Annotated in this window: 16 protein-coding genes; 11 read left to right on the top strand and 5 right to left on the bottom strand. The window is 59.3% G+C overall.

The features are described 5' to 3' along the window. Positions 1-49: 49 nt before the first annotated feature. A complete protein-coding gene (locus SNL23_RS21450) occupies positions 50-2,041 on the top strand; it encodes an FUSC family protein (RefSeq protein ID WP_318303434.1) in 1,992 nt (663 codons plus the stop codon). A 30-nt stretch (positions 2,042-2,071) separates the two neighbouring features. On the opposite strand, the gene SNL23_RS21445 is transcribed toward SNL23_RS21450, so the two are convergent. Together SNL23_RS21445 and SNL23_RS21440 are read right to left on the bottom strand one after the other, a co-directional pair. After that, positions 2,072-2,860: an MlaA family lipoprotein gene (locus SNL23_RS21445; protein WP_076015218.1), complete on the bottom strand. Its 789-nt coding sequence runs from the start codon at positions 2,858-2,860 to the stop codon at positions 2,072-2,074. Continuing rightward, positions 2,853-4,151, bottom strand: a complete 1,299-nt coding sequence (locus SNL23_RS21440; RefSeq protein WP_010166231.1) for a serine protein kinase PrkA — start codon at positions 4,149-4,151, stop codon at positions 2,853-2,855. The genes SNL23_RS21445 and SNL23_RS21440 overlap by 8 nt, the downstream gene beginning before the upstream one ends. Positions 4,152-4,387: 236 nt before the next feature. Between SNL23_RS21440 and SNL23_RS21435 the strand changes: the two genes are divergently transcribed. Continuing rightward, positions 4,388-4,756, top strand: coding sequence for a hypothetical protein (locus SNL23_RS21435; protein ID WP_318303433.1), 369 nt, complete (start codon positions 4,388-4,390; stop codon positions 4,754-4,756). Between the two features lie 98 nt (positions 4,757-4,854). On the opposite strand, the gene SNL23_RS21430 is transcribed toward SNL23_RS21435, so the two are convergent. Beyond that, on the bottom strand, positions 4,855-6,408 hold the full coding sequence (locus tag SNL23_RS21430; RefSeq protein ID WP_318303432.1) for a glycoside hydrolase family 17 protein: 1,554 nt from the start codon (positions 6,406-6,408) through the stop codon (positions 4,855-4,857). Between the two features lie 330 nt (positions 6,409-6,738). Between SNL23_RS21430 and SNL23_RS21425 the strand changes: the two genes are divergently transcribed. Next, on the top strand, positions 6,739-7,590 hold the full coding sequence (locus tag SNL23_RS21425; RefSeq protein ID WP_076015220.1) for a glycine betaine ABC transporter substrate-binding protein: 852 nt from the start codon (positions 6,739-6,741) through the stop codon (positions 7,588-7,590). Here SNL23_RS21425 and SNL23_RS21420 read toward each other — a convergent pair. Next, a complete protein-coding gene (locus SNL23_RS21420) occupies positions 7,583-7,843 on the bottom strand; it encodes a hypothetical protein (protein WP_143503581.1) in 261 nt (86 codons plus the stop codon). The two genes, SNL23_RS21425 and SNL23_RS21420, sit on opposite strands and share 8 nt — an antisense overlap. Between SNL23_RS21420 and SNL23_RS21415 the strand changes: the two genes are divergently transcribed. Next, complete coding sequence (locus SNL23_RS21415; RefSeq protein WP_076015221.1) at positions 7,830-8,141, top strand: DUF485 domain-containing protein; 312 nt, start codon at positions 7,830-7,832, stop codon at positions 8,139-8,141. The two genes, SNL23_RS21420 and SNL23_RS21415, sit on opposite strands and share 14 nt — an antisense overlap. Further along, positions 8,138-9,796, top strand: coding sequence for a cation acetate symporter (locus tag SNL23_RS21410; protein WP_076015222.1), 1,659 nt, complete (start codon positions 8,138-8,140; stop codon positions 9,794-9,796). The genes SNL23_RS21415 and SNL23_RS21410 overlap by 4 nt, the downstream gene beginning before the upstream one ends. 163 nt (positions 9,797-9,959) lie before the next feature. Here SNL23_RS21410 and gltA read toward each other — a convergent pair whose 3' ends face one another. Next, a complete protein-coding gene (gene gltA, locus SNL23_RS21405) occupies positions 9,960-11,249 on the bottom strand; it encodes a citrate synthase (RefSeq protein ID WP_003210575.1) in 1,290 nt (429 codons plus the stop codon). Between the two features lie 363 nt (positions 11,250-11,612). Here gltA and sdhC point away from each other — a divergent pair, with 363 nt between their 5' ends. The 6 genes from sdhC (at position 11,613) to odhB (ending at position 19,218) form a co-directional block, all read left to right on the top strand. Beyond that, complete coding sequence (sdhC, locus tag SNL23_RS21400; protein WP_008433998.1) at positions 11,613-11,987, top strand: succinate dehydrogenase, cytochrome b556 subunit; 375 nt, start codon at positions 11,613-11,615, stop codon at positions 11,985-11,987. Next, a complete protein-coding gene (gene sdhD / locus SNL23_RS21395; protein ID WP_003210573.1) occupies positions 11,981-12,349 on the top strand; it encodes a succinate dehydrogenase, hydrophobic membrane anchor protein in 369 nt (122 codons plus the stop codon). Before sdhC ends, sdhD begins: the two co-directional genes overlap by 7 nt. Before the next feature lie 3 nt (positions 12,350-12,352). After that, positions 12,353-14,128, top strand: a complete 1,776-nt coding sequence (gene sdhA / locus SNL23_RS21390; protein ID WP_076015223.1) for a succinate dehydrogenase flavoprotein subunit — start codon at positions 12,353-12,355, stop codon at positions 14,126-14,128. A gap of 11 nt (positions 14,129-14,139) precedes the next feature. Continuing rightward, positions 14,140-14,844, top strand: coding sequence for a succinate dehydrogenase iron-sulfur subunit (locus SNL23_RS21385; protein WP_076015224.1), 705 nt, complete (start codon positions 14,140-14,142; stop codon positions 14,842-14,844). Positions 14,845-15,106: 262 nt separating this feature from the next. After that, positions 15,107-17,938, top strand: coding sequence for a 2-oxoglutarate dehydrogenase E1 component (locus SNL23_RS21380; RefSeq protein WP_167663600.1), 2,832 nt, complete (start codon positions 15,107-15,109; stop codon positions 17,936-17,938). A 44-nt stretch (positions 17,939-17,982) separates the two neighbouring features. Continuing rightward, on the top strand, positions 17,983-19,218 hold the full coding sequence (gene odhB / locus SNL23_RS21375; RefSeq protein ID WP_318303428.1) for a 2-oxoglutarate dehydrogenase complex dihydrolipoyllysine-residue succinyltransferase: 1,236 nt from the start codon (positions 17,983-17,985) through the stop codon (positions 19,216-19,218). The last annotated feature ends 36 nt before the right edge of the window (positions 19,219-19,254 follow it).

The raw sequence follows: 19,254 nt of genomic DNA, 5'->3' as shown, positions 1-19,254 counted from the left end.
AATATAGATACGATGCTAATCATTAGCTTGCTATCTATATGCGGGTTTCATGAAATCCTCCACCTTTGAACTCCCTGATTTCTGGCAAGCGACGCTGGCCCCGTCCCGCAACGATCTGCTGTTTGCCTTGCGCAACATGATCGCCGGCGGGGTCGCGTTGTACCTGGCCTTCTGTTTCGACTTGCAGCAGCCGCAATGGGCCCTGACCACTGTGTTCATCGTTGGCCAGTCCACCAGCGGCATGGTCTTGGCCAAAGGCGCGTATCGGCTGGTGGGCACGTTTGTCGGGGCCATGGTCTCCATCGCGATGATCGGTGTGTTAGGCCAGGCGCCGTTGTTGTTCCTGCTGTGCATGGCACTGTGGCTGGCGTTCTGCACCACCGGGGCTTCGTTGCTGCGCAATCACGCGTCCTATGGCTTTGTGCTGGCGGGTTACACCACGGCGATTATTGCGCTGCCGGCTACGGCGGCACCGCTGGGAGTGTTCGATGAGGCGGTGGCGCGCTGTCAGGAGATCAGCCTGGGGATCCTCTGCGCCTCCATCGCCAGCACGATTTTGTGGCCGCGCCGGGTCGAGCAGGTCCTGGCGGTTCAAGCGCGCGCCGCCTGGCAGGCCGGGGTGCGTGCCGCCGCTTCGGAGCTGTTGGGTAACGATCAGCGTAAAGGGTTGCTCGACGCGTTGAGCCGCCTGGTGGCGGTGGACAGCCAGCGCGACCACGCCTGGTTTGAAGGGCCCAAGGGCCGGCGGCGCTCCCAGGCCTTGCGGGTGCTCAGCCGTGATCTGCTTAGCCTGCTGCGGGCAGCGCGAGGTGTGGCGCGCCAGCGGATGATGCTCGATGAGACGGCTGCGGTGCTGCCATTGATTGAAGCGGTGGCGGGCGCATTGCAGCAAGAGCGTCTCGATGACTTGCCGTTGCTGGCGCAACGGCTCGGCCTCGCGTTGCAGGATCCGCTGCTTGGCCAGGAGGTGCACTTTTGCCTGATGCAACTGGCTCGAGTACTGCGTTTGATTGAGCTGGGGGGATTGACCCTGGTCGCGGTCGAACAGGGCAGGGTACCGCCCGGCGCGCCGGGGGCGATGTCCTGGCACCGGGATATTGAGCAGGGCGTGCTCGGTGGGTTGCGCAGTGCGTTGGCGTTCCTGGCGGTGGCGGCGTTCTGGATCTTTACAGCATGGCCTTCGGGTTTGGGCGCGGTGTCGATTTGTGGTGTGGTGCTGAGCCTGTTTGCGGCACGGGAAAACCCGTCGGCCTCAAGCCTGAATTTCCTCAAGGGCATTGCGCTTTCGATCCCGGTGGCGGGGTTTGTGTGCTTCGTGCTGTTGCCCGGCTTCGATGGCTTTCCCTTGTTGTGCCTGGCGTTGGGGGTACCGCTGTTTTTCGCCTCGCTGTGCATGAGCCGCCTCAAACTGGCGGCCACGGCCTCGGCGTTCTGCATCTTTTTCGTCAACAATGTCGGGCCCAGCAATGTGATGACCTACGACTTCGCCGCCTTCCTCAACAAGGCCATCGCGACGCTGGTGGGTGTCGGGATTGCCGTGGTGGTGTTTCGGCTGATCCAGCTCAATCCGGGTGAGCATCACTATCGGCGGATGTTCAAGGCGTCGTTGTTCGACCTGGCGCAATTGACCTCGCGCCCGCTGGAACAGGCTGAAAGCTGGTTTGGCGGGCGCATGGCGGACCGGCTGATTCGCTTGTCGCGCTACAGCGAAACCTTGCCTGCTGATCGCCGCGCGCATTGGGACAACGGATTGCTGGGGTTGGACCTGGGGGATGAGATGCTGGAGTTGCGCGCGTGCCTGGCGGGCAGTCGTGGCGGGTTGGCGATTGAGCGTGATCGCTACTTGCGGGCGTTGGAGGCGGCGCTGGAGGAGGGCGGACCGAGCATGGCGAATGAGTCGCTGATGGATGCGGCCAGCGTTGCGATGCTGGAGGCGCTTGAGCAGCCCTCGGTATTGACGGAACAGGATCGGGAAATGGCCAGGGCGGCCGTGCTGCAGTTGAGGTTTACGTGGCGTAAGTGGTGTCGGCGGGGAATGTAGGCGCTGGCAAGCCAGCGCCTACGGGGGGCATTACTCGGCGATCTGCAACTTGCGCGCCTCGGTGTACACGTAGCGCACCTTTTCATACTCGAACGGCGAGTTCATCTGGCCGTAGCGGAAGCTGGTCTGGTAGCGCTTGTCGACAGCGCGCAGGGCCCAGATTTCCGGGTGGTTTTCGCTGACCTTGGACACGTTCAGGAAGTTGATCTCGGTCTCGGCGCCGTAGTCCACCAGCAGGCCGGTGGTATCGCGCAGGTTCGACGGACCAAACAGCGGCAGCACCAGGTAGGCGCCGCCCGGTACCCCGTAGAAGCCCAACGTCTGGCCGAAGTCTTCGCTCTGGCGCGGCAGGCCCATGGCGGTGGCCGGGTCCCACAGGCCGGCGATGCCGATGGTGGTGTTGAGCAGCAGGCGGCCGGTGGTTTCCAGGGAACGATGGCCCTTGAGTTGCAGCAGGCTGTTCAACAGGTTGGGCACATCCCCCAGGTTGTTGAAGAAGTTGCTGACACCGGTGCGCAGGAAACTTGGGGTGACGTAGCGGTAACCGTCCACCACCGGCAGGAACACCCACTGGTCGAAGCGGTAGTTGAAGTGGTACACCCGGCGGTTCCACGACTCGAGCGGGTCGTAGACATTCAGGGCGTTGACCGACGAGCGCTCGAACTCACGCTGGTCCAGGCCAGGGTTGAACTTGAGATGGCTCAGTGGCTCCTTGAAGCCATCGGAGTCGATTACGGTCGGCGTGTGAGCCTTGCTGTTGTCGGCATTGGCCACGCCCGCGCACATCAGGGCGGCGAGCAGCAGAAGATATTTAGCCACGGAAGAACTCCAGCATGGCGTCGGCGTTGACGCGGTAATTGAGGTTGCCGCAATGGCCGCCCAGGGGGTAGACGGTCAAGCGATCGCCGAAGGTTTTACGCAAGAAACCAAGGTCGCCCGGGCCCAGGATCACGTCGTCGGCGTTGTGCATGACGGCGATTTTCGGGCTGTCGTGCAGGTAGTCCTTGAGGGCATACAGGCTGACCTGGTCAACCAGTTGCAACAGGCTGCCGCCGTCGGAACGGGCGCGCCACATCGGGATCACCTGTTCGGTGAGGTAGCAGTCGAAGTCGCACTGCAGCGCACGCTTGAGGAATGGGGTGAGGCTGGTGCCTTCGCTGATCGGGTACTTGGGCGGGATGATCAGGCCGCGGCGGTTGATCAGGTCCGAGGTGAAGGCAATGTCGGCCGCCGAGAAGCGGAACGAGGTGCCGATCAGCATCGCCATCTGTTCGTTGGTCAGGTGTTCCTTGGAGTTCTGGAAGTCGTAGAGCAGGGCATCGTTCAGGTCGATGTAGCCCTTTTGCTGGAAGTAGCGGGTCAGTTTGTTCAACACCAGTTCATAGAAGGTGGTGCTGTTGTTGATGCCTTTGACCTCGGTCTGCACCAGCTTGTCGAGGTTGGTGATCGAGGTATAGAGGTTGACCGGCGGGTTCAGCAGCAGGACTTTCTTGAAGTTGAAGCTGCGACGGGTTTCGTCCAGTTTGCTGACAAAGGCTGCGTCGAGGGCGCCGAGGCTATAGCCGGTGAGGTAGAAGTCGGTCACGGGCAACGTCGGGTTTTGCGCGCGTACCGCCTGCATCACGCGGTACATGTCTTCGGCGTCTTCCTGGCTGATGCCGGGGGTGGCGAAGCGCGAGGCGGCGGCGATGAAGTCGAAGCTGGTGGGGGACGACAGTTGGACGACGTGGTAACCGGCCTTGTAGTACAGCTTTTTCAGGTATTCGTTGATGGTGCTGTCAAAGCGTGCGCCGGTGCCGGCGATCAGGAAGATCAGCGGTGCGGCACGGTCTTGCTTGGCGATGCGGTAGGTGAGTTTCTTCACCGCCCAGAAGTTGTCGGGCAGGCTGAACTCGCGCTCGGGGCGCATCGTCAGGGTGTAGTCGGACTGATTGATTTCATCGTCGGACGGCAGTTCCGGCCGCAGGTTCGGCGGGGTGGTCGCGATGGTTGCTTCAAACGGGTTGGTCAAAGGGTAGCCATAGCTGGCTTGGTCGATATCGACCGCCAGTGCTGACGCACTCAGAAAAAGGCTGCCCAACAGGGCCGCACAGCGCAAGGAACGGAGCATGACTAAATCCCTAAGAGGAAAATGTGCTGAATTGGAGTTCGCAGGCTATGACCACCGCGTTGCTGCCGAAGTGCCAGCCTTCGGCACTAAAAGTCGGAAAAAACGTCGGAATCGGGGTAATAGTAGCGAGACGATACACTTTGGCAGGCACTATTGAATACTTATCTGTTTCCAAGCCTTGCCAACGGCTGCCGGGGGATTAAGCTGGGCGCCGTTTTCGTCTATCGGAGTGCCCCATGTCCCGCCGTTTTCCGCTGATCCTGTTGCTTATTGCCCTGCCGCTTTGGCTGGCCGCCAGTTATGGCGCGCGTTATGGATTCATGGAGGATGGCCGCTGGGTTGGCATTTGTGCTGACGAAGCCAGCCGCTGGGAATGCCAGGTGCGTTCCAACCTGGGGTTGATGATTCACTTCAAGGTGCTGGGCTGGGCGGCGTTGGTCACGTCGGTGCTGGCGTTTTTTGTGCCGGGCCGGGCCGGGTGGGGGGTGGCGGTGTTGGCGCTGGTGTTCGGCTTTCCGGCATTGGCGTTGTACAACACGACGTTTGCGGTGTTTGCGGTGGTGATTGCGGGGTTGCGGTTGGTCCGTAAGCCTCGCATCGCCTGACAGGGCCTCTTCGCGAGCAAGCCCGCTCCCACTTTTGACCGAGTACATCCCTTGGAATGCGGTCGAGTGTGGGAGCGGGCTTGCTCGCGAAAGCGGTCTTAAGCCTTGCGCACCCGCAAGCAACGCCACAATGCTACGACCATGAGCAGGCTAACCACCGCCCAACCCCACGCCTGCTGGTTCATCACCCCTTCACGGTACAGCTGCGGCGCAATGCCGGCACCGATGATGAACGCCAGCAATGCAATCTCCCGACGCAGCCCGCTCACCGGACGCACCAGGTACACCAGCGCCGGCAGCACCAGCGCGGCACTCGGGAAGCTGCGATAACGCGGGTCAAACACCAGCGCCAGCATCATGACCGCACCGGCGAACCCGGCGATTGCCACCAGCCAGCCAGCGCGTTGCTCGATCCAGTTGAAGGCGCGTCCACGCCAACCTTCACGTGCACTCAATGCCAGGGCGGCGTGCGCCAGTACCGCAAGGTTCAAGGCCACCAGCAATCCAGCCCACACCCACTCATCGGCGAAGCGCGCTGTGACCCGGTTCAATTCTGCCCAGGTGCCGATCGAGCAGGCAGCCGCGGCGCCGAGCAACGGCAACAACAACGCAGCACGAGTGGTGCGCACGCGGCCGCCAAGCAGCAGCGTACCCAGCAGGATAATCCCGCCAACCCCCAGCCAAACCGGCCAGTACGGCACATTGGTCACCGGCCCTGCCAGCACGCCTTTGTCCTGGCGATCCGCATCGAACAGACCCCAGTAACCACCCACAGCACCTTCGCTGGCGCGTTTCCACGGCTGGTCAAACGCTTCGATCAAGTTGTAGTGCCAGCCATTGGCTTCAGCCATGGCCACGAACCCACGCATGAACTTGGCTTCGTTGACCCGGCTCGGCACTGCGGTTTCCCGCTGGCGGCCTTCGCTCGGCCAGCCGGTCTCGCCGATCATTACATCCTTGGGCGCGAACTTGTTGCCGAAGGTCTGGCGAACATCGCCCACATGCTTGAGCGCCTGGTCGATGCCCGACGGGTCATCTTCCCAGTAAGGCAGCAAGTGAATGGTCAGGAAATCCACCGCCGGGGCGATTTCCGGGTGTTGCAACCAGAACTCCCACACGTCGGCATAGGTGACCGGCTGCTTGATCTGGCTTTTGACCTGGTGGATCAACTTGACCAACTGCGCGGCGGTAACTTCCTTGCGCAGCAGGGTTTCGTTACCCACGATCACCGACGTGATGACGTCGGGGTTGGCGTTGGCCGAAGCGATCAGCGCATCGACTTCTTTCGCCGTCGCCACCGGATCACTGCTGACCCACGCGCCGCTCATCAGCTTCAGGCCGTGTTTGCGCGCCAGTTCGGGCAAGGCTTCAAGGCCGGTCTGGGAGTAGGTGCGGATGCATTCAAAACGGGTGGACAGCAACGCGAGGTCGGCGTCCATGCGCTCGGGGCGCAGTTTGAACGGCTGGTCGAACGGCGATTGGTCTTTGTCGAAGGGCGTGTAGGACGCGCATTGCAGCTTGTGGCTGGCGCTCGCCACGTCCGGCAGCACCACCGGTTGGCCAAGGCCGTACCAATAGCCGCCGAGGGCCAGCACACCGAGGATCAGGGCAAATAAATAAGGCAGGAGCGGGAAACGTGCAGTCGCGGGCATGATCAGGCCGTCTGGGGGCAAAGGCGCGCATCTTACCCGGATTTGTGCCCTCCCAGTGGGGCAGCATAATTTTGACATGCAAAGTTCGGGCGGGATCGTCGGTGAATATCCTACAAATCGTCCTGCTGGCGATGTGATGTCGTTTCTTGCTCACCTGAGGTCGTAGTCAGAGCAGGTCGCTTGTGGCAGCAGGTTGATTATCGAAGTGTCAGCCCTCCACTGATGAGGCACCCACGTGATCGATGCGCGTGAAGGGGGCGCGGTGCACCACATAACAACAGGTTGACGTCGCTCGGCATCCGTCGGGCGCAGCACTTTCGGGGAAGCACTATGAAGATGCGACGACTCTTGGGCGCAGCTGCCACGCTGGTAGTTGCGATGAGCTCCACACTGGCCAGCGCCGACAGCAAAACCCTGAGCATCGGCTATGTGGATGGCTGGTCGGACAGTGTCGCCACCACCCACGTGGCGGCAGAAGTGATCAAGCAGAAGCTCGGTTATGACGTGAAACTGCAAGCGGTCGCCACCGGGATCATGTGGCAAGGCGTGGCCACCGGCAAACTCGACGCCATGCTCTCCGCCTGGCTGCCGGTGACCCACGGCGAATACTGGACCAAGAACAAGGACAAGGTGGTCGACTACGGCCCCAACTTCAAGGACGCCAAGATCGGCCTGATCGTGCCTGAGTACGTGAAAGCCAAATCCATCGAAGACCTCAAGACCGACACCACCTTCAAGAACAAGATCGTCGGTATCGACGCCGGTTCAGGCGTGATGCTCAAGACCGACGAAGCGATCAAGGCCTATGGCCTGGACTACAAGCTGCAAGCCAGTTCGGGCGCGGCGATGATCGCCGAGCTGACCCGTGCCGAAGACAAACAGGAATCCATTGCGGTCACCGGTTGGGTGCCACACTGGATGTTCGCCAAGTGGAAACTGCGTTTCCTGGACGACCCAAAAGGAATTTATGGTGCTGCTGAAACCGTCAACAGCATCGGCAGCAAAGGCCTGGAAAAGAAAGCCCCGGAAGTCGTGGCGTTCCTGAAGAAATTCCAGTGGGCCTCCAAGGATGAAATCGGCGAAGTGATGTTGGCGATCCAAGAGGGCGCCAAGCCTGAAGCGGCGGCCAAGGATTGGGTGGCCAAGCACCCTGAGCGTGTCGCCGAGTGGACTGCTAAGTAATACCCAAAACGGTAGGAGCGAGCTTGCTCGCGAAGAAGGCAAGGGCACCGCGATCATCCAGAATGAACGCGTTATCGTTGACGTTTTTCGCGAGCAAGCTCGCTCCTGCAATTGTTTCTGCACACCCGTAAACCCTCGCTACACTCCTTCTACTACTAAGGTCGTCTGGAACCTGTTCCTCAGCCGCATACAGTGGATATGTTCCAATAATAAAAAGCTGTGCTGCGAGGATAAAAACAATGAACGACAGCATTTACCTCTCGATTCAAAACAGCCCGCGTTTCAAGGAGCTGGTTAGTAAAAGGGAAAGATTCGCCTGGATTCTCTCGGCAATCATGCTTGGGCTGTACTCCGCTTTCATTCTTCTGATTGCCTATGGGCCACAAATACTGGGGGCCAAGATCAGCCCCGGTTCGTCCATCACGTGGGGGATCCCTATCGGGGTCGGGCTGATTGTGTCGGCCTTCATCCTCACTGGCATCTATGTACGACGCGCCAACGGCGAATTCGACGACCTGAACAATGCGATTCTCAAGGAGGCTGCGCAATGATCCGTCGTCTATTGGCTGTACTCGGCGCCTCGGCCTTTGCACCTGCCGTTTGGGCGGCAGATGCATTGACCGGCGAAGTGCATAAACAACCGCTGAATATCGCAGCGATCCTGATGTTCGTGGCCTTTGTTGGCGCGACCTTGTGCATCACCTACTGGGCGTCCAAGCGCAACAAGTCGGCGGCTGACTACTATGCGGCCGGCGGCAAGATCACCGGGTTCCAGAACGGTTTGGCGATTGCCGGTGACTACATGTCGGCGGCGTCCTTCCTGGGGATTTCCGCGCTGGTGTTCACCTCCGGCTACGACGGCCTGATCTACTCGATCGGCTTCCTGGTGGGCTGGCCGATCATTCTGTTCCTGATCGCCGAGCGCCTGCGTAACCTGGGCAAATACACCTTTGCCGACGTGGCGTCCTACCGCCTCGGGCAAACCCAGATCCGCAGCCTGTCGGCGTGCGGTTCGCTGGTGGTGGTGGCGTTCTACCTGATCGCGCAGATGGTCGGCGCGGGCAAGCTGATCCAGCTGTTGTTCGGCCTTGATTACCACGTTGCGGTGATCCTGGTGGGCATCCTGATGTGCCTCTATGTGTTGTTCGGCGGCATGCTGGCGACCACCTGGGTACAGATCATCAAGGCAGTGCTGCTGCTGTCCGGTGCCTCGTTCATGGCACTGATGGTGATGAAACACGTCAACTTCGACTTCAACATGCTGTTTGCCGAGGCGATCAAGGTTCACCCTAAAGGTGAAGCGATCATGAGCCCGGGCGGCCTGGTGAAAGACCCGATTTCGGCGTTCTCCCTCGGCCTGGCACTGATGTTTGGTACCGCTGGCCTGCCGCACATCCTGATGCGCTTCTTCACCGTGAGTGACGCGAAGGAAGCTCGCAAGAGCGTGCTGTATGCCACTGGCTTCATCGGCTACTTCTATATCCTGACCTTTATCATCGGCTTTGGCGCGATCCTGCTGGTCAGCACCAACCCGGCGTTCAAGGATGCTGCAGGTGCCTTGCTCGGCGGTAACAACATGGCGGCGGTGCATCTGGCCAACGCGGTGGGCGGCAGTATTTTCCTGGGCTTCATCTCGGCCGTGGCGTTTGCCACCATCCTGGCAGTGGTTGCCGGTTTGACCCTGGCGGGTGCTTCGGCGGTGTCCCATGACCTGTACGCCAGCGTGATCAAGAAAGGTAAGGCCAACGAGAAGGATGAGATTCGCGTATCGAAGATCACCACCATCGCCCTGGCAGTGCTGGCGATTGGCTTGGGTATCCTGTTTGAGAGCCAGAACATCGCGTTCATGGTGGGCCTGGCGTTCTCCATTGCGGCGAGCTGTAACTTCCCGGTGCTGCTGCTTTCCATGTACTGGAAAAACCTCACCACCCGCGGTGCAATGATTGGTGGCTGGTTGGGCTTGGTCAGTGCCGTTGGCCTGATGATCCTCGGCCCGACCATCTGGGTCTCGATCCTGCACCATGAGAAGGCGATTTTCCCTTACGAGTACCCGGCGCTGTTCTCGATGATCATTGCGTTCGTCGGTATCTGGTTCTTCTCCATCACCGACAAATCGGCGGCGGCAGAGAAGGAGCGTGCATTGTACTTCCCGCAGTTTGTGCGTTCGCAGACGGGTCTTGGGGCGAGTGGGGCGGTTTCTCACTAAGGGTTGTATCGAGATAGCTATATAAGTTGCACTGACAAAAATGCCCCGGTCGAGAGACCGGGGCATTTTTTTATGGGGAAAGCGGTGCATGGGGCACAAACAAATACGGCCTCCATAAGGAGGCCGTATTCGGTGCAGCTAAGCGGTTATCGCAAGACAATGCTTATTTGCGGTCTTCCAGCTTGGTGATGTCACGCGACTCGTAGCCGGTGTACAGCTGGCGCGGGCGGCCAATCTTGTACGGGCTGGAGAGCATTTCTTTCCAGTGGGAGATCCAGCCCACGGTCCGCGCCAGGGCGAAGATCACGGTGAACATGCTGGTTGGAATGCCGATCGCCTTGAGGATGATCCCCGAGTAGAAGTCGACGTTCGGGTACAGCGAGCGCTCGATGAAGTACGGGTCGGTCAGGGCGATCTCTTCCAGGCGCATGGCCAGTTCGAGTTGCGGATCGTTCTTGATGCCCAGTTCCTTCAGCACTTCGTCGCAGGTCTTCTTCATTACGGTGGCGCGCGGGTCGCGGTTCTTGTAGACCCGGTGACCGAAGCCCATCAACTTGAACGGATCGTTCTTGTCCTTGGCCTTGGCGATGAACTTGTCGATGTTCGAGACATCGCCGATTTCATCGAGCATGGTCAATACGGCTTCGTTCGCACCGCCGTGGGCAGGGCCCCACAGTGCGGCGATGCCGGCGGCGATACAGGCGAACGGGTTGGCACCCGAAGAGCCCGCCAGGCGCACGGTAGACGTCGAGGCGTTCTGTTCGTGGTCGGCGTGCAGGATAAAGATCTTGTCCATCGCGGCGGCCAGCACCGGGCTGATCGGTTTGATCTCGCACGGGGTGTTGAACATCATGTGCAGGAAGTTTTCCGCGTACGTCAGGTCGTTGCGCGGGTACATCATGGGTTGGCCCATGGAGTACTTGTAAACCATTGCGGCCAGGGTAGGCATCTTGGCAACCAGGCGGATCGCGGAGATTTCGCGATGCTGCGGGTTATTGATGTCCAGGGAGTCGTGATAGAAGGCCGACAGGGCGCCGACTACGCCGCACATGACGGCCATCGGGTGGGCGTCGCGACGGAAGCCGTTGAAGAAGGTCTTCAACTGCTCGTGAACCATGGTGTGGTTCTTCACGGTGCTGACAAACTGGGCCTTTTGCTCAGCTGTTGGCAATTCGCCATTAAGCAGCAGGTAGCAGGTTTCCAGGTAGTCCGACTGTTCAGCAAGCTGTTCGATCGGGTAACCGCGGTGCAGCAAGATACCGTTATCACCGTCGATATAGGTGATCTTCGACTCGCAAGAGGCGGTCGACATGAAGCCTGGGTCGAATGTAAAACGGCCCGTGGCCGTCAGGCCCCGTACGTCGATAACATCGGGACCAACGGTGCCGGTTAAAATGGGCAGCTCGACGGGGGCTGCGCCCTCGATGATCAACTGCGCTTTTTTGTCAGCCATGTGGCCTCCTATTTATGCTTCAAATCATCAGACAGACCCCCCACGCAGGGCCCGCACCACTATAGTGAGATAAATTCAGATGTCAATTTGCCTAAAGTCTTGCTCCAGAAGGCTTTAACCGTACTTTTTCCTCGAAATTACCTGCCGTTTACGCCTTTTATGCCGCCAGCGCAATGCGCTATTAGGGTGAGGAGTGCGCGTTGTCATTAGTTGCCTAACTGTCTATACTCGGCCTCCGACCGCCAGGGGCTTTTGGGCCCGTTTTGATGGGGGTCGCACTCCCTGGGTGGTGGTTACCTGACCAGTGCACTCCCCAACAACTTTGCCCTGATTGTTAGGGGCTCTTCAGTGTGAAAAAAAGCCGTGAATAGCCAACGACCTGTAAACCTAGACCTAAGGACCATCAAACTCCCCATCACCGGCGTAACGTCATTCCTGCACCGTGTATCCGGCATCATCCTGTTTCTTGGCCTGGGCATCATGCTTTATGCATTGAGCAAATCCCTGGGTTCGGAAGAAGGGTACGCCGAGGTGAAGGCATGCTTGACCAGTCCGCTGGCCAAATTCGTCGCCTGGGGCCTCCTGTCCGCTCTGCTTTATCACCTTGTGGCCGGTATTCGCCACTTGATCATGGACATGGGTATCGGTGAGACGCTGGAAGGCGGCAAGCTGGGCTCGAAAATCGTCATCGCCATTTCCGTGGTGCTGATCGTTCTGGCGGGAGTTTGGATATGGTAACCAGCGTTACGAACCTGTCGCGTTCGGGCCTCTATGACTGGATGGCGCAACGTGTGTCTGCGGTTGTTCTCGCGGCTTATTTCATCTTTCTGATCGGGTACCTCGCGGCGAACCCTGGCATTGGCTACGCCCAATGGCACGGCCTGTTCGCTCACAACGGGATGCGCATCTTCAGTCTGCTGGCCCTTGTAGCCCTGGGCGCTCACGCCTGGGTTGGCATGTGGACCATCGCGACCGACTACCTGACGCCAATGGCGCTGGGCAAGTCCGCGACAGCAGTACGGTTTCTCTTCCAGGCAGTATGCGGCGTTGCGATGTTCGCTTACTTCGTCTGGGGTGTGCAGATTCTTTGGGGTATCTGATTCATGGCTAACACAGTTAATACGCTTTCATTCGACGCCATCATCATTGGCGGCGGCGGTGCCGGCATGCGCGCTGCGCTGCAACTGGCCCAGGGCGGTCACAAGACTGCCGTGATCACCAAGGTGTTCCCGACCCGTTCCCACACCGTTTCGGCCCAGGGTGGCATCACTTGCGCCATCGCCTCCGCCGATCCAAACGATGACTGGCGCTGGCACATGTACGATACCGTCAAGGGTTCCGACTATATCGGTGACCAGGACGCTATCGAATACATGTGCTCCGTCGGCCCGGAAGCGGTCTTCGAGCTGGAACACATGGGTCTGCCGTTCTCCCGTACCGAACAGGGCCGCATCTACCAGCGTCCGTTCGGCGGTCAGTCCAAAGACTTCGGTAAGGGTGGCCAGGCCGCTCGTACCTGCGCCGCAGCCGACCGTACCGGTCACGCGCTGTTGCACACCCTGTACCAGGCCAACCTGAAGGCCGGCACCGTATTCCTCAACGAATACTACGGCGTCGACCTGGTGAAGAACGAAGACGGTGCCTTTGTAGGCATGATCGTTATCTGCATCGAAACCGGCGAAACCTCTTACGTGCGGGCTAACGCCACCGTATTGGCGACCGGCGGTGCAGGCCGTATCTACTCGTCCACTACCAACGCCCTGATCAACACCGGTGACGGTATCGGCATGGCCCTGCGTGCAGGCGTTCCGGTACAAGACATCGAAATGTGGCAGTTCCACCCCACCGGCATCGCCGGCGCCGGTGTACTGGTTACAGAAGGTTGCCGTGGTGAAGGTGGTTACCTGATCAACAAGAACGGCGAGCGTTTCATGGAGCGTTATGCTCCGAACGCCAAAGACCTTGCCGGTCGTGACGTTGTAGCCCGTTCCATGGTTAAAGAGATCATCGCCGGTAACGGCTGTGGTCCTGATGGCGACCACGTAATGCTGAAGCTCGATCACCTCGGTGAAGAAGTTCTGCACAGCCGTCTGCCAGGCATCATGGAGCTGTCCAAGACCTTTGCCCACGTTGACCCGGCTGTTGCGCCGATCCCGGTTGTTCCAACTTGCCACTATATGATGGGCGGCGTTGCCACCAACATTCATGGCCAGGCGATCACCCAGGACGCCGACGGCGTTGACCAGATCATCCCTGGTCTGTTCGCGGTAGGTGAAGTGGCTTGCGTATCGGTTCACGGTGCCAACCGTCTGGGCGGCAACTCGTTGCTCGACCTGGTGGTATTCGGTCGCGCCGCCGGCCTGTTCCTGGAGCAGACCCTGAAGGAAGGCGTTGATTACGCTCGTCCACGCCAGTCCGACATCGACGCTGCCCTGGCGCGTCTGGATGGCTTGAACTCGCGTACCGACGGCGAAGACGTTGCTTCCCTGCGCAAAGAGCTGCAAAGCTGCATGCAGAACTACTTCGGTGTGTTCCGTACCGGCGAATACATGCAGAAAGGTATTGCCCAGTTGGCTGACCTGCGTAAGCGCATCGCCAACGTCAAGATCAACGATAAGAGCCAGGCGTTCAACACCGCTCGTATCGAAGCCCTTGAGCTGCAAAACCTGCTGGAAGTGGCTGAAGCAACTGCCATCGCCGCAGAAGTTCGCAAAGAGTCCCGCGGCGCTCACGCCCGTGAAGACTTCGAAGAACGCGACGACGTTAACTGGCTGTGCCACACCCTGTACTTCCCGGGTGACAAGCGCGTAGCTAAGCGTGCCGTGAACTTCTCGCCAAAAACAGTCCCTACGTTTGAACCAATGATTCGGACTTATTAAGGGTGGCCGATATGTTGAAAGTCAGTGTTTATCGCTACAACCCTGATCAGGACGCCGCGCCGTTCATGCAGGAATTCCAGGTCAATACCGGTGGTAAAGACCTGATGGTGCTGGACGTACTGGCCTTGGTTAAAGAGCAGGACGAAGGTTTCTCCTATCGTCGCTCTTGCCGTGAAGGTGTCTGCGGTTCCGACGGCATGAACATCAACGGCAAAAACGGCCTGGCGTGCATCACGCCGCTGTCTGCCGTGGTTAAAGGCAACAAGCTGATCGTTCGTCCACTGCCAGGTTTGCCGGTTATCCGTGACCTGGTCGTCGATATGAGCATCTTCTACAAGCAATACGAAAAGGTTAAGCCATTCCTGCTGAACGACACTCCGGCTCCGGCCATCGAGCGTCTTCAGACTCCGGAAGAGCGCGAGAAGCTGGACGGTCTGTACGAGTGCATCCTGTGCGCTTGCTGCTCGACTTCCTGCCCGTCCTTCTGGTGGAACCCCGACAAGTTCCTGGGCCCAGCTGCCCTGCTGCAAGCGTACCGCTTCCTGGCAGACAGCCGTGATACCAAGACTGCCGAGCGTCTGGCTTCACTGGATGACCCGTTCAGCGTATTCCGCTGCCGCGGGATCATGAACTGCGTCAACGTATGTCCTAAAGGCCTGAACCCGACTAAGGCCATTGGTCACGTACGTAGCATGTTGCTGCAAAGCGGCGTGTAACCGACGTTGTAGTAAAAGCAGGACCGTTGTGCCCGTAGATGCTACGGCGCAGGCTTCAACCGGCGCCGTAGTTTTAACTTGAGCAGCGACTTACAAAGACGCGGCTCTTATTTTGAAGAAATGAGACAAGCAGGGGCATTCGGGTTGGTACCCGAACTATCAGCGTGATCCTAAGTGGCTTGTTTTGGTCGCTGCACTTGGCCTTTTGCAAGCAAACTCGGTGTTTTCGCCGGTGGTGTCCCCAAATCGAGGGTGACCAAGCATGCAAGAAAGCGTGATGCAGCGCATGTGGAACAGCGGCTATCTTTCAGGTGGTAACGCTGCCTATGTGGAAGAGCTTTATGAGCTCTACCTGCACGACCCTAACGCTGTGCCAGAAGAATGGCGCACCAAATTTCAGACGTTGTCTTCAGACGGCAACGCTGCCACCGATGTATCGCACGCAACAATTCGCGATCAGTTCGTGCTGCTGGCAAAGAACCAGCGCCGCGCCCAGCCGGTTTCCGCCGGTAGCGTGAGCAGTGAGCACGAGAAGAAGCAAGTTGAAGTACTGCGACTGATCCAGGCCTACCGTATGCGTGGCCACCAGGCAGCCCAGCTTGACCCGCTGGGGCTGTGGCAGCGTCCTGCACCTGCAGACCTGTCGATCAATCATTACGGCTTGACCAATGCCGATCTTGATACGACCTTCCGTGCCGGCGACCTGTTCATCGGCAAAGAGGAAGCGAGCCTACGCGAAATTCACGAAGCGTTGCAGCAGACATATTGCCGCACCATCGGTGCCGAATTTACGCACATCACTGATTCCGAGCAGCGCCACTGGTTCCAGCACCGTCTTGAAGGCGTGCGTGGTCGCCCGGTGCTGTCTGCGGACGTCAAGAGCCACTTGCTCGAGCGCGTCACAGCAGCGGAAGGCCTGGAAAAATACCTGGGCACCAAATACCCGGGCACCAAGCGTTTCGGCCTGGAAGGCGGCGAAAGCCTGATCCCGATGCTCGACGAGCTGATCCAGCGTTCCGGTTCCTACGGCACCAAGGAAATCGTGATTGGCATGGCTCACCGTGGCCGTTTGAACGTGCTGGTCAACACCTTCGGCAAGAACCCGCGCGAGCTGTTCGACGAGTTCGAAGGCAAGAAGAAGGTCGAGCTGGGTTCCGGTGACGTTAAATACCACCAGGGCTTCTCGTCCAACGTAATGACCACCGGCGGTGAAGTTCACCTGGCCATGGCGTTCAACCCATCCCACCTGGAAATCGTTTCTCCAGTGGTCGAGGGGTCGGTACGTGCTCGCCAGGACCGTCGTAATGACTCCACCGGTGAGAAGGTCCTGCCGATTTCCATCCACGGCGACGCGGCATTCGCCGGTCAGGGCGTGGTCCTGGAAACCTTCCAGATGTCGCAGACTCGCGGCTTCAAGACCGGCGGTACGGTTCACATCGTCATCAACAACCAGGTGGGCTTCACCATCAGCAACCCACTGGACGCACGCTCTACCGAGTACGCGACCGACGTTGCCAAGATGATCCAGGCGCCGATCCTCCATGTGAATGGTGATGATCCGGAAGCCGTGTTGTTCGTGACCCAGTTGGCCATCGATTACCGCATGCAGTTCAAGCGTGACGTGGTCATCGACCTGGTCTGCTACCGTCGTCGCGGTCACAACGAAGCGGATGAGCCTAGCGGCACCCAACCGTTGATGTACCAGCAAATCACCAAGCAGCGCACCACCCGTGAGCTGTATGCCGATAGCCTGATCAAGGCCGGCGTGGTGGACGATGCACGTGTTCAGGCGAAGATCGATGAATACCGCAACGCGCTGGATAACGGTCTGCATGTAGTAAAAAGCCTGGTTAAAGAGCCGAACAAAGAGCTGTTCGTCGACTGGCGTCCGTACCTGGGCCACGCCTGGACTGCGCGTCACGACACCTCGTTCGATCTGAAAACCCTGCAGGAACTGTCGGCCAAGCTGCTGGAAATTCCAGACGGTTTCGTCGTACAGCGCCAGGTTGCGAAGATCTACGAAGACCGTCAGAAGATGCAAGCCGGCGGCCTGCCGATCAACTGGGGTTACGCTGAAACCATGGCGTACGCGACCCTGGCGTTCGAAGGTCACCCGATTCGCATGACCGGCCAGGACATCGGCCGCGGTACGTTCTCGCACCGTCACGCTGTGTTGCACAACCAGAAAGACGCGGGTACCTACATCCCGTTGCAGAACCTGTACGAAGGCCAGCCACGTTTCGACCTGTACGATTCGTTCCTGTCCGAAGAAGCCGTACTGGCGTTCGAATACGGTTACTCGACCACCACGCCTCAGGCGCTGGTGATCTGGGAAGCCCAGTTCGGCGACTTCGCCAACGGTGCCCAGGTGGTTATCGACCAGTTCATCACCAGCGGCGAGCACAAGTGGGGCCGTCTGTGCGGTCTGACCATGCTGCTGCCACACGGTTATGAAGGTCAGGGTCCGGAGCACTCCTCGGCCCGTCTGGAGCGTTACCTGCAATTGTGCGCCGAACACAACATCCAGGTGTGCGTGCCGACTACCCCGGCCCAGATCTACCACTTGCTGCGTCGCCAGGTGATCCGCCCGCTGCGCAAGCCGCTGGTAGTGCTGACCCCGAAATCGCTGTTGCGTCATAAATTGGCCATCTCGACCCTGGAAGATCTGGCGGATGGTTCGTTCCAGACCGTTATTTCAGAAATCGACACCCTGGACGCGGCTAAGGTCACTCGCCTGATCCTGTGCAGCGGCAAGGTTTACTACGACTTGCTGGAAAAACGCCGTAGCGAGGGCCGCGAAGACATCGCCATCGTGCGGATCGAGCAGCTTTACCCGTTCCCGGAAGACGACCTGATGGAGGCCATCGCGCCTTACACCAACCTCACCAACGCGGTGTGGTGTCAGGAAGAACCGATGAACCAGGGCGCTTGGTACAGCAGTCAGCATCATCTGCGTCGCAGCATCGGCAACCACAAACAGGCCCTGGGCCTGGAGTACGCCGGTCGTGATGCTTCTGCTGCACCTGCGTGTGGTTATGCGTCGATGCACGCCGAACAGCAGGAAAAACTGCTGAAAGATGCTTTCACTGTTTAACGCCTTCGCGCTGACTGAAACCGAATTTTAAGGACCCACAGATAATGGCTATCGAAATCAAAGCCCCGTCATTCCCGGAATCGGTTGCCGATGGCACCGTTGCCACCTGGCACAAGAAACCAGGCGAGGCCGTCAAGCGTGACGACCTGATCGTCGACATCGAAACCGACAAGGTCGTGCTCGAAGTGTTGGCTGAAGCTGACGGCGTGCTGGGCGCAATCGTTGCCGAAGAAGGCGCTACCGTTCTGTCGAACCAGGTTCTGGGCTCGATCGAAGAGGGCAGCGCTGCTGCCGCTGCTCCTGCTGCCGCCGCTCCTGCACCGGCCGCTGCTGCTGCCGCAGCTCCAGCTGCTGCACCGGCTGCGGGCGGCGAAGATCCAATCGCTGCACCGGCTGCACGTCAGCTGGCTGATGAAAACGGCATCAACCTGGCGTCCATCAAAGGCACCGGCAAAGACGGCCGTGTGACCAAGGAAGACGTGGTTGCCGCGGTTGAAGCCAAGAAAAACGCTCCAGCTGCCGCGCCTGCCAAGGCGGCTGCCCCGGCTGCCGCTGCTCCTGTGTTCGCCGCTGGCGACCGCACCGAGAAGCGCGTACCGATGACCCGCGTGCGTGCCACCGTGGCCAAGCGCCTGGTTGAAGCACAGTCGAACATGGCTATGCTGACCACGTTCAACGAAGTCGACATGACCGAAGTCATGGCCCTGCGTTCGAAGTACAAAGACCTGTTCGAGAAGTCCCACAACGGCGTGCGCCTGGGCTTCATGTCGTTCTTCGTGAAAGCGGCCACCGAAGCGCTGAAACGCTTCCCGGCAGTCAACGCTTCCATCGATGGCAGCGACATCGTTTACCACGGTTATGCTGACGTCGGCGTTGCCGTGTCCAGCGACCGTGGCCTGGTGGTACCGGTTCTGCGTAACGCCGAACTGATGAGCCTGGCTGAAATCGAAGGCGGCATTGCCAACTTCGGCAAGAAAGCCCGTGACGGGAAACTGACCATCGACGAGATGACCGGTGGTACCTTCACTATCACTAACGGTGGTACTTTCGGTTCGATGATGTCGACTCCGATCGTCAACCCGCCACAAGCTGCGATCCTGGGCATGCACAACATTCTGCAGCGTCCTATGGCGATCAACGGCCAAGTGGTTATCCGCCCGATGATGTACCTGGCGCTGTCGTACGATCACCGCCTGATCGATGGTAAAGAAGCCGTGACTTTCCTGGTGACCATCAAGAACCTGCTGGAAGACCCGGCTCGTCTGCTGCTGGATATCTGATAAAGCGGCGGTGCGCCGCACCCCCCGGTCTGCCGC

This window comes from Pseudomonas sp. SED1, assembly GCF_034044025.1.
Taxonomy (GTDB): Bacteria; Pseudomonadota; Gammaproteobacteria; order Pseudomonadales; family Pseudomonadaceae; genus Aquipseudomonas.
This window is presented reverse-complemented; position numbering and strand designations above follow the sequence as displayed.

Bases quoted from the DNA above. Each gene is read 5' to 3' on its own strand.
- SNL23_RS21410 (WP_076015222.1), top strand. From the start codon at position 8,138: ATGATCCGTCGTCTATTGGCTGTACTCGGCGCCTCGGCCTTTGCACCT.
- SNL23_RS21415 (WP_076015221.1), top strand. From the start codon at position 7,830: ATGAACGACAGCATTTACCTCTCGATTCAAAACAGCCCGCGTTTCAAG.
- SNL23_RS21430 (WP_318303432.1), bottom strand. From the start codon at position 6,408: ATGCCCGCGACTGCACGTTTCCCGCTCCTGCCTTATTTATTTGCCCTG.
- SNL23_RS21420 (WP_143503581.1), bottom strand. From the start codon at position 7,843: ATGCTGTCGTTCATTGTTTTTATCCTCGCAGCACAGCTTTTTATTATT.
- SNL23_RS21380 (WP_167663600.1), top strand. From the start codon at position 15,107: ATGCAAGAAAGCGTGATGCAGCGCATGTGGAACAGCGGCTATCTTTCA.
- sdhD (WP_003210573.1), top strand. From the start codon at position 11,981: ATGGTAACCAGCGTTACGAACCTGTCGCGTTCGGGCCTCTATGACTGG.
- gltA (WP_003210575.1), bottom strand. From the start codon at position 11,249: ATGGCTGACAAAAAAGCGCAGTTGATCATCGAGGGCGCAGCCCCCGTC.
- SNL23_RS21425 (WP_076015220.1), top strand. From the start codon at position 6,739: ATGAAGATGCGACGACTCTTGGGCGCAGCTGCCACGCTGGTAGTTGCG.
- odhB (WP_318303428.1), top strand. From the start codon at position 17,983: ATGGCTATCGAAATCAAAGCCCCGTCATTCCCGGAATCGGTTGCCGAT.
- SNL23_RS21440 (WP_010166231.1), bottom strand. From the start codon at position 4,151: ATGCTCCGTTCCTTGCGCTGTGCGGCCCTGTTGGGCAGCCTTTTTCTG.
- SNL23_RS21450 (WP_318303434.1), top strand. From the start codon at position 50: ATGAAATCCTCCACCTTTGAACTCCCTGATTTCTGGCAAGCGACGCTG.
- sdhA (WP_076015223.1), top strand. From the start codon at position 12,353: ATGGCTAACACAGTTAATACGCTTTCATTCGACGCCATCATCATTGGC.
- SNL23_RS21435 (WP_318303433.1), top strand. From the start codon at position 4,388: ATGTCCCGCCGTTTTCCGCTGATCCTGTTGCTTATTGCCCTGCCGCTT.
- SNL23_RS21385 (WP_076015224.1), top strand. From the start codon at position 14,140: ATGTTGAAAGTCAGTGTTTATCGCTACAACCCTGATCAGGACGCCGCG.